13 protein-coding genes are annotated in these 12,983 nt (G+C 59.2%); 8 read left to right on the top strand and 5 right to left on the bottom strand.

The genetic code is table 11. The annotated features are described in order from the left end of the window. Positions 1 to 62: 62 nt before the first annotated feature. From ACI2KA_RS12125 to ACI2KA_RS12110, 4 genes are read left to right on the top strand one after another with little or no spacing between them, the layout of a single operon-like run. Positions 63 to 1,508 carry a COG4223 family protein gene (locus ACI2KA_RS12125; protein ID WP_404502288.1) on the top strand — a complete coding sequence of 482 codons (1,446 nt, stop codon included), beginning with the start codon at positions 63 to 65 and terminating at the stop codon, positions 1,506 to 1,508. A 4-nt stretch (positions 1,509 to 1,512) separates the two neighbouring features. Next, positions 1,513 to 3,129, top strand: coding sequence for a heme biosynthesis protein HemY (locus ACI2KA_RS12120; protein WP_404502286.1), 1,617 nt, complete (start codon positions 1,513 to 1,515; stop codon positions 3,127 to 3,129). Positions 3,130 to 3,143: 14 nt separating this feature from the next. Further along, positions 3,144 to 3,632, top strand: a complete 489-nt coding sequence (locus tag ACI2KA_RS12115) for a TerB family tellurite resistance protein (protein WP_404502284.1) — start codon at positions 3,144 to 3,146, stop codon at positions 3,630 to 3,632. Further along, positions 3,622 to 4,353: a glutamine amidotransferase gene (locus tag ACI2KA_RS12110; RefSeq protein ID WP_404502282.1), complete on the top strand. Its 732-nt coding sequence runs from the start codon at positions 3,622 to 3,624 to the stop codon at positions 4,351 to 4,353. The genes ACI2KA_RS12115 and ACI2KA_RS12110 overlap by 11 nt, the downstream gene beginning before the upstream one ends. A gap of 6 nt (positions 4,354 to 4,359) precedes the next feature. Here the strand turns inward: ACI2KA_RS12110 and ACI2KA_RS12105 are convergent, their stop codons facing one another. Further along, on the bottom strand, positions 4,360 to 5,592 hold the full coding sequence (locus ACI2KA_RS12105; protein WP_404502280.1) for an MFS transporter: 1,233 nt from the start codon (positions 5,590 to 5,592) through the stop codon (positions 4,360 to 4,362). Positions 5,593 to 5,729: 137 nt separating this feature from the next. On the opposite strand from ACI2KA_RS12105, the gene ACI2KA_RS12100 reads away from it, so the two are divergent. Next, positions 5,730 to 6,020: a YggT family protein gene (locus ACI2KA_RS12100; RefSeq protein ID WP_003523487.1), complete on the top strand. Its 291-nt coding sequence runs from the start codon at positions 5,730 to 5,732 to the stop codon at positions 6,018 to 6,020. Further along, on the top strand, positions 6,017 to 6,322 hold the full coding sequence (locus ACI2KA_RS12095; protein ID WP_404502278.1) for a DUF167 domain-containing protein: 306 nt from the start codon (positions 6,017 to 6,019) through the stop codon (positions 6,320 to 6,322). The genes ACI2KA_RS12100 and ACI2KA_RS12095 overlap by 4 nt, the downstream gene beginning before the upstream one ends. A gap of 6 nt (positions 6,323 to 6,328) precedes the next feature. Here ACI2KA_RS12095 and ppa read toward each other — a convergent pair whose 3' ends face one another. The 4 genes from ppa to ACI2KA_RS12075 all read right to left on the bottom strand — a co-directional run bounded on the left by ppa (position 6,329) and on the right by ACI2KA_RS12075 (position 11,785). After that, a complete protein-coding gene (gene ppa, locus ACI2KA_RS12090; protein ID WP_404502276.1) occupies positions 6,329 to 6,862 on the bottom strand; it encodes an inorganic diphosphatase in 534 nt (177 codons plus the stop codon). A gap of 168 nt (positions 6,863 to 7,030) precedes the next feature. Continuing rightward, a complete protein-coding gene (locus ACI2KA_RS12085; protein WP_404502274.1) occupies positions 7,031 to 7,537 on the bottom strand; it encodes a GNAT family N-acetyltransferase in 507 nt (168 codons plus the stop codon). 213 nt (positions 7,538 to 7,750) lie between these two features. Beyond that, on the bottom strand, positions 7,751 to 9,574 hold the full coding sequence (gene typA, locus ACI2KA_RS12080; protein ID WP_404502272.1) for a translational GTPase TypA: 1,824 nt from the start codon (positions 9,572 to 9,574) through the stop codon (positions 7,751 to 7,753). A 150-nt stretch (positions 9,575 to 9,724) separates the two neighbouring features. Then, complete coding sequence (locus ACI2KA_RS12075; RefSeq protein ID WP_404502270.1) at positions 9,725 to 11,785, bottom strand: M3 family metallopeptidase; 2,061 nt, start codon at positions 11,783 to 11,785, stop codon at positions 9,725 to 9,727. Between the two features lie 176 nt (positions 11,786 to 11,961). On the opposite strand from ACI2KA_RS12075, the gene ACI2KA_RS12070 reads away from it, so the two are divergent. Beyond that, positions 11,962 to 12,387 carry a hypothetical protein gene (locus ACI2KA_RS12070; RefSeq protein ID WP_404502268.1) on the top strand — a complete coding sequence of 142 codons (426 nt, stop codon included), beginning with the start codon at positions 11,962 to 11,964 and terminating at the stop codon, positions 12,385 to 12,387. A gap of 133 nt (positions 12,388 to 12,520) precedes the next feature. After that, positions 12,521 to 12,979, top strand: coding sequence for a MarR family winged helix-turn-helix transcriptional regulator (locus tag ACI2KA_RS12065; RefSeq protein WP_404502266.1), 459 nt, complete (start codon positions 12,521 to 12,523; stop codon positions 12,977 to 12,979). Positions 12,980 to 12,983 lie beyond the last annotated feature (4 nt).

Genomic DNA, 12,983 nt, shown 5'->3' with positions numbered 1-12,983 from the left:
CTCTTTCCTTTGCCGCCGTCACTGACTAGGTTTAGATTACTGCAGGCAGAAATGAGGTTGTCATGGTATCGGGAAAGCCGCCACGCCACTCCAAGTCCAAAGCCGAACCGGTCACGATCGACCTGGACGCGAAAGACGTGAAACCGATTTCCGCCGACGTGGACGCTGCCAAGACGGACGAAAAGCCCGGTGACAAAACGCCGGCGACGACGATGGAACCGGGCGTCTCGCAAAAGAAGCCTGAAGCGGCCGCAACGGGCAATACGGCCCCCATCTGGGACCAACCCAAGAAAACCCCTATCGAGCCAGAACCCAATGTCGGCAGAGTGGACCCCAAAGCCGCCGGGCCGACGGCTGAAAGCACGGGGGACAAGGGCAAGGAGCCCGCTTCGCCGGCTCCTGTTCCGCCCAAAGCCGATGCGAAACCGACGACAGCAGGTGCTGCCGGAACGGGTGCCGCTGCAAGCGCTGCTGCGGCTTCGAAACCTGCTTTCGGCTCCACGGCGTTTTCCACACCAGCCGGCAGCGCTTCCGCTGCGAAATCCTCGACCACGACCTCATCGCCGGGACCGGCCAACCCACAGCAGGCAGAGCGCAGACAGGCGGCAACCTCGGGCCTGATCGCGGCCGGGATCGTCGGCGGCCTTGTGGCGCTCGCCGCCGCCGGCAGCATGCAATATGCGGGCATCCTGCCGTCGTTTAATGCAGGCGGGGCGGGAGGCGACGAGATCGCCGCACTGAAAACCGATATCACCAACCTGCGGCAGCAACTCGCCACTGCGCCTGCAGCGGATACCTCGGCGCTGGAACAGCGCATTGCGACGCTCGAAAGCGCAAAGGGTGAGACCCCGCAGGTGGATGGGCTTTCGGAAAAAATCACGGCGCTGGAAGCCGCCCTTCAATCCGAGCGATCCGCGCAGTCCTCGGCGACGGCCGAACTGACGCGACGTCTTGCTGACGCGGAAGCCAAGATCAACGAACCGCGTGACGATATCGAAGTCGCCCGCGCCATTGCTTCTGCGGCGCTGAAGGCCGCGATCGATCGCGGCGGTCCGTTCCTCACGGAACTCGATACGCTCTCCAGGGTCACGCCCGATGATCCCGCCATCGCTTCGCTGCAATCCTTCGCCGCAATCGGCGTGCCGTCGCGTTCGGAGCTGATGCAGAAATTCCCCGATGCCGCCAATGCGATGTTGTCTGCCATCAACCAGCCCGACCCCAATCAGGGTATTATCGAGCGCCTGACGGAAAGCGCCTTTTCGCTGGTGAAGGTCCGCCCGGTCGGAAATATCGCGGGCGAGACACCTGACGCTATGATCGCACGCATGGAAAACAAGCTGCGCAACGGCGATCTGCAGGGCGCGGCACTTGAATGGAACGGGCTTCCCGAGGCGGCCAAAACAGCGTCCGCCGACTATAAGAAATCGCTGGATGCGCGCATCGAGGTCGAAAATCTGGTGGGCGACACATTGAACCGCGCCCTCACCAGCACCGGCAGGCAGGGGTAAGCGCATGACCAGAATTCTGACTTTCGCCCTTATCGTTCTGGCGCTCGGTTTCGGTTTCTCCTGGCTGGCTGACAGGCCGGGCATGCTCTCCATCGTCTGGCAGGGCCAGCTGATCGAAATGAGCCTGATGGTCGCCGCCTCCATCATCGCGGCGCTGGTTGCCGCGGTCATGCTTGTCTGGTGGATTGTCAACGCCATCTGGACCTCGCCCAATGCCGCCCGGCGTTATTTTCGTGCCCGCAAGCGCGACCGCGGTTATCAGGCGCTCTCCACCGGCCTCATTGCCGCCGGCGCCGGCAATGCCATTCTCGCCCGCAAGATGACCGCCCGCACGCAAGGTTTGCTCAGCGCCGATCAGGAACCACTGATCCACCTGCTCGATGCGCAGGCCGATCTCATCGAAGGCAAATATGACGAGGCGCGGCGCAAGTTCGAGGCGATGGCGCGAGATCCCGAAACCCGGGAGCTTGGCCTTCGCGGCCTTTATATCGAGGCGCGCCGTCAGGGCGCTTACGAAGCCGCCCAGCAATATGCCGAGGACGCAGCGGAAAAAGCCCCTTACCTGCCATGGGCAGCGCAGGCGACACTGGAAAACCGCTGCCGCAACGGGCAATGGGACGATGCCATCCGCCTGCTCGACCAGCAGAAGGCGGCCAGCGTCATCGAACGCGGTGAAGCAGAACGGCTGAAAGCCGTGCTTCTCACCGCAAAAGCCGGCGAAAAGCTGGAAAGCGATCCGGTCGGTGCACGCGAGGATGCCAAGCATGCTCTCAAGCTCGCCAAAGGCCTCGTTCCGGCGGCGCTGATCGCGGCCAAATCCTATTTGCGCGAAGACAATCTGCGCAAGGCCGCCACGGTCTTGGAACCCGTCTGGAAGAACGATCCGCACCCGCAGATCGCCGAACTTTATGTCCGTGCGCGCAGCGGCGATACCGCCATCGACCGGCTGAAGCGGGCGGAGCGACTCGAAAGCCTGAAACCCAACAATATCGAATCCCTGTTTGCCGTGGCACAGGCAGCGCTCGACGCCAAGGAATTCGCCAAGGCGCGGGCCAAGGCCGAAGCCGCCGCCCGTATCGAGCCGCGTGAAAGCGTCTTCCTGCTGATGGCCGATATCGAGGAGGCCGAAACCGGCGATCAGGGCCGGGTGCGCTACTGGATGGCGCAGGCGCTGCGCGCGCCGCGTGACCCGGCATGGGTGGCCGACGGCATTGTCTCCGAGAAATGGCTGCCGGTTTCGCCCGTCACCGGTCGTCTCGACGCCTTCGAATGGAAAGCACCCTTCGGCCAGCTCGAAGGTCCGGTCGAAGACCTGACAATCGAAAATGCGATTGCCGCGGCCCCCGCAAGAGCCGAACCGGCGGAGAAGACGATTATCGTTGAATCTGCCCCCGGGCCTCAGCCGGAGCCGAAACCTGCCGCGGCGGTGCCGATCGAGGTCAAGCCGGCCGTATCGGTCCCAAAGGAGAAAAAGCCCGTCACGATCGAAGCGCCGGCTGAAACCGAAGCCGCGGACGAGAAGGCGGAAGCCGTACCGTTTTTTGGCGGCGCGCCGGATGACCCCGGCGTCAAGAAATCCGGTGCGGACGCCGAACCCAAGACCCGGCTCAAACTCTTCTGACAAACAGGATAGCGATGTTCCATCAGATACAGTCGTTTATTCAGAACCTCGTCGGCCCGCATGCGGATGATTTCAGCCCGGACGATCTGAGGGTGGCGGTGGCCGCTCTCTGTTTTCAGGTGATGGAAGCGGATGGCACCGTCTTGAAAAGCGAGCGTGACCGCCTGCGTGAGATTCTGCACGACTATTACCATCTCGATGCCGGCAAGCTGGATGCGCTTCTTGCCGCCGGCCAGGAGGCGGGCAAGGAAGCCGTCGATTATTACCGCTTCACCGCCGATATCCGCCGCCATCTCGACGAAGCCCAACGGGTCGAGCTTATTGGCATATTATGGGATATTGTTTACGCTGACGGCGAACGAAGCGAAATGGAAGACCATGTGATCTGGCGAGTCGCCGATCTGCTCGGTGTTTCCGTGCGCGACAGGGTTCTGCAACGTCAGCAGGCCGCCACGAGGTCCGGGCCTGCTGAAGAAAGCGAAAACGAAGACGATGCTGTTTGACCCTTCCAGGCAACAGGGAAGACAACCCGCGCTGCTTATCGTCCTGCACCAGGAACGCTCCACGCCCGGCCGCGTTGGCCAGATTCTGGTGGAGAAGGGTTACCGTCTGGATATAAGACGCCCCGCACTTGGCGACGATCTGCCGCAAACATTGGAAAAACATGCTGGCGCCATCATTTTCGGCGGCCCGATGAGCGCGAACGATCCGCATGACTATGTCAAAGCCGAAATCGACTGGCTGAAGGTGCCGCTGAAGGAGAACAAGCCCTTTCTCGGTATCTGTCTCGGCGCGCAGATGCTGTCAAAACACCTGGGCGGCAAGGTGGAAGCCGACAGGGACGGCAAGGTGGAAATCGGCTGGTATCCGCTCCATCCCACCGAACATGGGCGGCTTCTAATGCCGCATTGGCCTAAAATGGTCTATCATTTCCACCGGGAAGGCTTCGATCTGCCGCGCGGGGCCGAGCTTCTGGCATCGGGTGAAACCTATCCCAATCAGGCCTATCGTTACGGGAAAAACGCCTGGGGCCTGCAGTTTCACGCCGAACTCACCCGCGCCATGATGCATAGCTGGGTGGTGCGCGGGGCGCAGCGTTTCGGCATGCCCAATGCGCAGGTCGGCAGCCAGCATCTGGAAGGCCGCATGCTGTTCGACACGCCGCTCAGGGCATGGCTCGGCAATTTCCTCGATCTGGTTTTCGAAGGCAAGGCGCAGCGCTGAGGCCCGTCAGCGCGGCGCATCCAGATTGTCGATCTTGCGCAGCTTCGAAAAACCGAGCGCCCAGATGACCGCCACCGCAAGCGTGCCCGCCCCGCCGATGACGACGGCCGGAACAGCGCCAACCAGATGCGCCATGGTGCCTGCACGGAATTCGCCCAGTTCGTTGGAGGCGCCAACGAACACCATGTTCACAGCATTGACACGCCCGCGCACCTCATCCGGCGTCCAGAGCGCAATCAGGGTTTCGCGCACATAGACAGACACCATGTCCGATGCGCCCATGACCACAAGCGCCGCGATGGACAGCCACGGCGTTTGCGAAAGGCCGAAAACCACGGTGGAAACGCCGAAGAGGCCGACGCCGACGAACATCAGCAGGCCCGCATGGTGGCGAATGGGTTTGAACGCCAGAATGACCGCGACCGTAATGGCCCCGATACCGGGTGCGGCGCGCAGAAGCCCCAGCCCCCATGGTCCAAGCGTCAACACCTCCTTGGCGAAAATCGGCATCAGCGCAACAGCACCGCCGAGCAGGACCGCGAAAAGATCGAGCGAGATCGCCCCGAGGACGATTTTTTCCTGCGAGATGAACTTGAACCCGGCGAGCATGGTTTCAAGGCTGATGGCTTTCGCCGGGCCGCGTTGTTCCGGCTTGCGGATCGTCACCGCCAGCATTGCCGACACGATGAAAAGCACGAGCGCCACACTATAGGCGACGGAAGCGCCGAGGCCATACAGCAGGCCGCCGGCCACCGGACCGAGGATGGAAGCCATCTGCCAGGAGGAAGAATTCCAGGCGATCGCATTCGGCAAATCCGCCACAGGCACGAGATTGGGCGCCAGCGACTGAACCGCCGGTCCCATGAACGCCCGTTCTATGCCGAAAACGACAAGAATGGCGAAGACCGGCCAGGGGGAAAAGCGGTGGGCCAGCGTGAGACCCAGAAGAGCCGCAGCACATAGCGCGGCGATCAAAAGGCATATGGCCATAATGCGCCGGCGATTGTGCCGGTCCGCAACCGTTCCGGTGACGAGGATCAGAAGCAGCGATGGCAGAAACTGGAAAAGACCGATCAGGCCGAGATAAAAAGCGTTGCCGGTCACCTCATACATCTGCCAGCCAACGGAGACGCTGACGATCTGGATGGCGAAGGCCGAGAAAAACCGGGCGCTGAAGAAACGGCGATAGGAACTATGCCGGAATGCACCGAAACGGTTTTCGGCAGAAGGCAGGGACATCGGCTGGGTGCTCGCGAGACAATAGGAGACGTTTGCAATAGAGCGATATGACAAGAATCGCCAGCCATATTGGCGGAACACTTGCCGGTTCACGAGTCAATGTCTAAATGTCTTGCAACCAAGATACGGAGATATTGATGCTTGCCCTGTTTCAGACCATCGATCTGGCCTTGAACCTCTACACCTGGGTGCTGATCGCCAGCGCCATTTTTTCCTGGCTTTACGCCTTCAACGTCATCAATTCCCGCAACCAGTTCGTGAACGCCATCGGCAGCTTTCTGTTCAACGTCACGGAACCGGTTCTGCGCCCCATCCGCCGCATTCTGCCCAATCTCGGCGGCATCGATATTTCGCCGATCATCGTGCTCCTGATCATCTTCTTCATCCGCTCCTTCATGTGGAACACGCTTTACCCGATGGTCGCTTGAGCGGCTGCTGGCAAAGACATGACGATCATATCCGCCTGTCCGTTCGCCTCACCCCGAATGGCGGGCGGGACGCCATTGACGGCCTGGAACAGGATGCGGACGGAAATAGCCACCTGAAAGCCCGCGTCAGCGCCGTACCGGAAGGCGGCAAGGCGAACAGGGCGCTGATTGTTCTGTTGGCGAAAAAACTTGGGCTGCCCAAATCTTCCATCACCGTCTTTTCAGGCGAAACAGCGCGTAAAAAAATCCTCCGGATCGATACCGAGCCGGAGGATTTCGAAGAGCGTTTCAAGAGGCTTTAGCCCGGATCAACCCTGCGTCTTGTAGCGCTCGATGGCTTCGACGATCAGCTTCTTGGCGACGTCGACATCCTGCCAGCCGCCCATCTTCACCCATTTGCCGGGCTCAAGATCCTTGTAGTGCTCGAAGAAATGCTCGATCTGCTTCAGGGTGATTTCCGGCAGATCGGTGTAGTTGTGAACTTTGTCATAACGGCGCGTCAGCTTCGGAACCGGCACGGCGAGGATTTTTTCGTCCTTGCCGCCGTCATCCTCCATGATCATCACGCCGATGGGGCGAACATTGATCACACAGCCAGGAACCAGCGGGCGGGTATTGCAGATGAGAACATCGATCGGATCACCATCGTCCGACAGGGTGTGCGGCACGAAACCATAGTTACCCGGATAGGTCATCGGCGTGTAGAGGAAGCGATCGACGATCAGCGCACCGGCATCCTTGTCCATTTCGTACTTGATCGGCTGGCCGCCAACCGGCACTTCAACGATAACATTCACGTCTTCCGGCGGATTCTTGCCTACGGAAATTGCATCGATACGCATTCGCTTCCCTCATTCGACGGGTTGGATTTGGTTTTCGATACTGGGAAAGTCGCCGCATTGCAACATGGCTTTGGGCGGATAAGGCAGAATGCGGAATTTGAGGCTATCGCGATTACACATGATGGACCGCGAAATGAAACCGGCGTCAAATCCGCCTCAGGGTCGGCGTCAATTCCAGACGAAACCGACCTTGCGCAGCGAGGTGCCGTCGAAATCTTCCATGCCTTCGGCAATATCCCGACCGCCATGCGAGCGGAAAAACCGGTTGGCCACATCGCTGTCCTCGAGGCACCAGACAACGATGCCATTGCAACCGAGCGAGGTCAGCAATCTGCGCGCTTCCGTAAACAGCAGCGAACCGAGGCCGATACCCTGATATTCCGGGCGGAGATAAAGTTCGTAAATCTCACCGTCCTGCGGCAGCCCGCGCGCCCGGCTGAGACCGAGCGTCGCATATCCGGCAACCACACCGGCAACCTCCACCACCAGCATGGTTGCGGAACCCTTGGTCGCCTTCCTCCACCAGCCCTCGCCACGACGCTCCAGCATCTGCGTCAACGGCCGGTGCGGGATAAGCCCCGCATAGGCCTGTTGCCACGACAGGCGGTGCGCCTCGGAGATGGCGCGCGCATCATGCGGCTCGGCACGGCGAACATCGATGGATAACGTTTTCATAACGCGATTCTGGCCCCGGCCACGGGAACTTGCCAGTCATAAAGGTTAACGCCGGCAGGCTTACCCACAGCCTATTCATGTGGACGACCAGGAAAAATTAACGCATCCTTAACCTTTGACACAAGCGCCTTTCGACTCATGCACACATAAAAACGAATGCATAAAAAAACCCGGCGCAGGGCCGGGTTTTTCGAAGACATCAGATCGAAGCGATCAGCTGGCGGCGAGCTTTGCCTTTTCGAAGCGCTTGCGGTCGTTCGGGTCGAGATAAAGCTTGCGAAGACGGATCGACTTCGGCGTCACTTCCACCAGCTCGTCATCCTGGATCCAAGACAGCGCGCGCTCCAGCGTGAACTTGATCGGCGGTGTGAGCTTCACGGCCTCGTCCTTGCCGGCGGCGCGGATGTTGGTCAGCTTCTTGCCTTTCAGCACGTTCACGTCGAGGTCGTTGTCACGGCTGTGAATGCCGATGATCATGCCTCCATAGACCTTTTCGCCGGCATCGATAATCATCGGGCCGCGATCTTCGAGGTTGAACAGGGCATAGGCAACGGCTTCGCCGGATTCGTTCGACAGCAGAACGCCGTTGACGCGGCCGCCGATCTCGCCCTTGTAAGGCTGGTAATCATGGAACAGGCGGTTCATCACGGCCGTGCCGCGCGTGTCGGTCAAAAGTTCCGACTGGTAACCGATCAGGCCGCGGGTCGGTGCAAAGAAGACCAGACGCACGCGGTTGCCGCCCGACGGACGAAGCTCGACCATTTCGGCCTTGCGCTCCGACATCTTCTGCACGACGACGCCGGAATGTTCCTCATCCACGTCAATCACGACTTCTTCGACCGGCTCCATCAGCTGGCCGTTTTCATCCTTGTGCATGACGACGCGCGGACGCGACACGGCCAGTTCGAAACCTTCGCGGCGCATGTTTTCAATCAGAACCGCCAGCTGCAATTCGCCACGGCCGGACACGAAGAACGAATCCTTGTCGGCGGATTCTTCGATCTTCAGCGCGACGTTGCCTTCGGCTTCCTTGAACAGGCGGTCGCGAATGACGCGGCTCGTGACCTTGTCGCCTTCGGTGCCGGCGAGCGGCGAATCGTTGACGATGAAGGACATGGTGACCGTCGGCGGATCGATCGGCTGCGCCTGCATGGGTTCCATAACGGCCGGATCACAGAAGGTATCGGCGACGGTGCCCTTGGAAAGGCCGGCAATGGCGACGATGTCGCCCGCATGGGCTTCCTCGATGGCGGTGCGCTCGATACCGCGGAAAGCGAGGATTTTCGAAATGCGACCGTTTTCGATGAGCTTGCCATCCTGACCGAGAACCTTGACGGCCTGGTTCGGCTTGATCGAACCGGAAGCGATACGGCCGGTGATGATGCGGCCGAGGAAGTTGTTGGCTTCGAGGATCGTGCCGATCATGCGGAACGGACCTTCCTCGACCTTGGGCTCGGGAACGTGCTTGACGACGAGGTCGAGCAGCGGCGCAAGACCTTCATCGGTCGGGCCTTCAGGGTTGACGTTCATCCAGCCCGAACGGCCGGAACCGTAAAGGATCGGGAAATCGAGCTGCTCGTCGGTGGCATCGAGGGCCGCGAAGAGGTCGAACACCTCGTTGACGACTTCTTCGTGGCGGGCATCCGGACGGTCGATCTTGTTGATGGCGACGATCGGGCGAAGACCGACCTTCAGCGCCTTGCCGACCACGAACTTGGTCTGCGGCATCGGGCCTTCGGCAGCGTCGACCAGAACGATGGCGCCATCCACCATCGACAGGATGCGCTCGACTTCACCGCCGAAATCGGCGTGGCCGGGGGTGTCGACGATGTTGATGCGGGTATCTTTCCACTCGATCGAGGTCGCCTTGGCCAGAATGGTGATGCCACGCTCTTTTTCGATATCGTTGGAATCCATCACGCGTTCCATCACGCGCTGGTTTTCACGGAACGAACCGGATTGCTTCAGAAGCTCGTCAACAAGCGTCGTTTTTCCATGGTCAACGTGCGCGATGATCGCGATGTTGCGAAGTGCCATTGTTCAAAATCTCTGAGGTTGGGCGCTATTTTCGGGAGATGCGCCAATTTAGTTTGGCGCGCTCATAACCTTTTTTTTGCAAATGCGAAAGGGGGGCCTGTGTCATAAGCCCCCTGCGCTCAGGTTCTAGCTCACAATTATGACAGTCTCTTATAGGAGACCGCGCTTCGAAAGCATCGCGTCCGGGCTCGGCATCTTGCCGCGGAAGGCAAGATAGGCCTCTTCAGGATCCACGGAACCGCCGACGGAATAGATATTGTCCTTCAGCCGGCGCGCCATCTCGCCGTCAAAGGCATTGCCGGTTTCCTCGAAAGCCGAAAAGGCGTCCGCATCCAGCACTTCCGACCACATGTAGGAATAATAGCCGGCGGAATAACCGTCGCCCGAAAAGACATGCTGGAAATGTGGTGTCGCGTGCCGCATGACGATGGACTTCGGCATATGGAGCGCAGACAGCACCTCACCCTGCACGGCCATCGGATCACCGACACTGTCGCGCGTATGAAACGCCATGTCGACAATCGCCGACGAGGTAAATTCCACCGTGCTGAAACCGGCATTGAAGGTCTGCGCGGCAAGGACCTTGTCCAGCAACGCCTTCGGCATCGGCGCACCGGTTTCGTAATGCAGGGCGTATGTTTCCAGAATTTCCGGCACCGTCAGCCAATGCTCGTAAAGCTGCGACGGCAATTCGACGAAATCGCGCGAGACGCCCGTTCCCGAAACGGAAGGATAGGTCACATTCGACAACATGCCGTGCAGCGCGTGACCGAATTCGTGAAACAGCGTGCGCGCATCGTCCAGCGAAAGCAGCGCCGGTTTTCCCTCCGCCGGCTTGGCGAAATTGCAGACATTGTAGATGATCGGAATTTCACCGACAGTACCGTTTTTCAAGGGCAGCTTGTGTTGCGACTGGAACGAACTCATCCACGCGCCGGAACGCTTGGAAGGGCGGGCGAAATAATCACCGAGGAACATGGCCTTCAGATCGCCCTTGTCATCGCGGATTTCGAAAGTCCGCACGTCCGGATGATAGGCGGCAATACCCTTCACTTCAACTGCGCGAATGCCAAACAGCCGCCCGGCCACATCGAAACAGGCTTCGATGATCTTTTCCAGCTGCAGATAGGGCTTTAATTCCGCTTCGGAGAAATTGAATTTCCGGGCGCGGAGCTTTTCGGCATAATGTCGCCAGTCCCACGGCAGCACGTCGTAGTTCTTGCCCTCCGCGGCGATGATGGCGGCAAGCTCGGTCTCTTCTTCGCCGGCGCGGCGGACAGCCTTTTCCCAGACCTGACCGAGAAGGCCATTCACGGCATCGGACGTCTTCGCCATCGTGTCATCGAGCTTGTAGGCGGCGAAATTCGCGTAACCGAGAAGCTTCGCCTTCTCCTCGCGCAGTTCCAGCGTGCGGTGAACGATCGCGCGATTGTCGGTTTCACCGCCATTCTCGCCGCGCGCCACCCACGCCTTGAATGCCTGTTCACGCAGATCGCGACGCTCGGAGAAAGTCAGGAATGGTTCGATGATGGAACGGGACAGGGTGACGGCAAATTTGCCGTCCTCGCCATGCTCGCGGGCCGCACCCGCCATCGCATCGCGCAGAAAACCGGGAATGCCGGCCAGTTCCTCTTCAGTGGCAAGCAGAAGCTTCCAGTTCTTTTCATCCGCCAGCACATTCTGCCCGAATGTCGCGCCGAGACCGGCAAGCTCCTCATTGATTGCCGCCAGCCGTTCCTGCCGGTCTTTCGGCAATTTTGCACCGGACCGCACGAAACCCTTCCAGTGTCTTTCGAGAACGCGCTTTTCCTCGCCCGTCAGGCCGAGTGTCCCGCGCTTTTCCCACAATGTATCGATGCGCCTGAAAAGAGCTTCGTTCATGCCGATCTTCGAATAGTGCCGCGACAGTTTTGGCGCGATTTCCCGCTCCAGTGTCTGGATCACAGCATTGGTATTGGCCCCTGCCCTGTTCCAGAACAGCGCCGAAATGCGCGAAAGATCGTCGCCTGCGATTTCGAGTGCGGTCACCGTATTGTCGAAGCCTGGGGCCTGCGTATTGCCGGCAATTGCATCGATTTCCTGTTCGTGGGCCAGAAGGGCGGCATCGAAGGCCGGCGCAAAATCCTCATCCCTGACCGCATCGAATTTCGGCAGACCATTATGGCCGTTCCAGTCAACGAGTGCGGGATAAAGCGCGGTCTTGGGCGGCATTTCATCTTCCTTGTGCAATTCCGGTTCAAACCCATATGGGCATGCCTCGACCACCAATTCAATATGCCGGAATTTGATGTGGAATATGCCGGCGCCGGCGCCGCCAAATATTGACCGGCACGCCAATGGCATGTTCTGGTGTCTCGCAATAATATCCCATGATGGAGATATGTATTATGGAGATTTATTCTTTAAGGACTTCTAATAATTTCCTTTTCAGAGACAATCCCAGGAACGCCAGATCCCTTGAAAGCTCCGATTTCAGCAGGACGGCCAAACCCGATGCGGCAGCCGGATTTGAAGAATCGGTAAAGCGTATCGACTTCAGCCGTATCAGTCCCCGCGAATTGCGGGAAATCGCGCAGGAATATTATGATGCGGGGAAAATCAGCCAGGACATCTGGTTTGAACTTTCATCCGAGTTGCCCGCACAGACGTTAAACGCCAATGGCGAGATTATAGACATAGCGGACGTCACAGACGATACGGATTTCGACTTCCTGGCCTATTTTTCCGACCGGGCAGAAATTGCCCGTTCCATCGGCACGGCAGACGAAGCGGAAAAAATGCAGGACGTCCTGTCCTTTTTTGCTTTAGTGTAACGATCATTGACTATGTTGCCGGGCATCCAGCAATCGAACTGACACATACTTTACTCGATTTGCGACAATATGATTTGTGCACCATTGATTATCGCCCGGAATTTAGTAAGGCTGACTTACGAAAAGGCGTAGCATGGGCACGAAGCGGGAAAAAGATTCACTGGCATTTTTGCTGAACAGCGGCGCACGCCTGCTGAACAGTGCTTTTGAGCGGCGAATTTCCGAGGCCGGGCTGGGCCTGACCCCAGGTGAGGCACGCGCCCTGCTAACGGTTGCAGTCGTCGATGGCAGCAAGCAATCGGATATTGCCGCCCGTCTCGGCATCGAGCCCATGACGATCTGCGCCTATCTCGACAAGCTGCAATCCCTCGATCTCATTGAGCGGCAGCAGGACCCGCAGGACAGGCGTTCCAAACGCATCGTACTGACAAAAAACGCCTCCGAGATGCTGGAAGCCGTGCGACAGGAGATCGATGAACTCGTCCGTCACGCCACACAGGGGCTGAACGAGGAAGAAGTGGCGCTGTTCCGCGACTTCCTGCAGACGCTTCGCAACAATTTGCAGCCGGAACAACCGGGCCAGAACGGCTGATCGC

Origin of the sequence: Agrobacterium sp. NPDC089420 (genome assembly GCF_044900305.1) — a bacterium.
Taxonomy (GTDB): Bacteria; Pseudomonadota; Alphaproteobacteria; order Rhizobiales; family Rhizobiaceae; genus Agrobacterium.
Note: the sequence above shows the minus strand (reverse complement) of the source record. Positions and strands in the feature narration are given on the sequence as shown.